This window comes from Mesonia sp. K4-1, from assembly GCF_008017825.1.
In the GTDB taxonomy this organism is placed as follows: Bacteria; Bacteroidota; Bacteroidia; order Flavobacteriales; family Flavobacteriaceae; genus Mesonia.
On the sequence record NZ_VRLS01000077.1, the window covers coordinates 1 to 784 of the forward strand.

1 protein-coding gene is annotated in these 784 nt (G+C 38.3%); it reads right to left on the reverse strand.

Going from position 1 to position 784, the window contains the following annotated elements; translation table 11 throughout:
* Positions 1-784: group II intron reverse transcriptase/maturase (ltrA, locus tag FT986_RS11895; RefSeq protein ID WP_147865243.1), on the reverse strand; the 784-nt coding region annotated here is incomplete at both ends.

The window sequence follows — 784 nt, forward strand, 5'->3', positions numbered from 1 at the left end:
GTTTTCTTGAATCAATACTTATAGCGCAGTCATATCCCAAAAACAGGTTACCCTTTTTCTTAGAGTAGGCAGTTCTAGGCTGAAAAGAGTATCCCAAAAAGTCAAATTTAACTGTTGGGTGTTTTTCTTTTCTTTTGTAGTCTCGGCAATAGACAATTTTTGTCTTTTGTGGATGTAATTCTAATCCTACCGAATCCATTCTTTGATGCACTAATTTTAATAGTTGATCTGCGTGGGTTTTTGTGTTACAGTGTAATATTACATCATCGGCATATCTTGAAAAAGCTACACTTTTATCTGTTCGCTCCAACCATTTATCAAAAGCATAATGAAGAAAAAGGTTTGCCAATAATGGGCTGATTACTCCGCCTTGCGGCGTTCCTTTCCCTTGCTTTTCGATTAGTTCTCCAGACTTTGTAACAACGGATGCTTCCAACCATCTTTTGATATAGAACTTGACCCAGTTTTCGGGTACGTGTTTCTCTACCGCAAGCATCAGTTTATTGTGGTCAATGTTATCAAAGAAACCTTTGATGTCCAGGTCAATAACCCAGTTGTGTTTCCAACAGTTTTCCCTAACTTTTGATAATGCCTGATGGGCATTTCTCTTTGGGCGATAACCGTAAGAATTTGGACTAAAAATCGCCTCTAATCTAGGTTCTACAAACATTTTAACCACCATTTGCCCAACTCTGTCGCTAATAGTAGGTATTCCAAGTTTACGGATTGAACCGCCTTTCTTTGGTATCTCAACTTCTTTGACTGGAGGAGGAAAATAACTTCC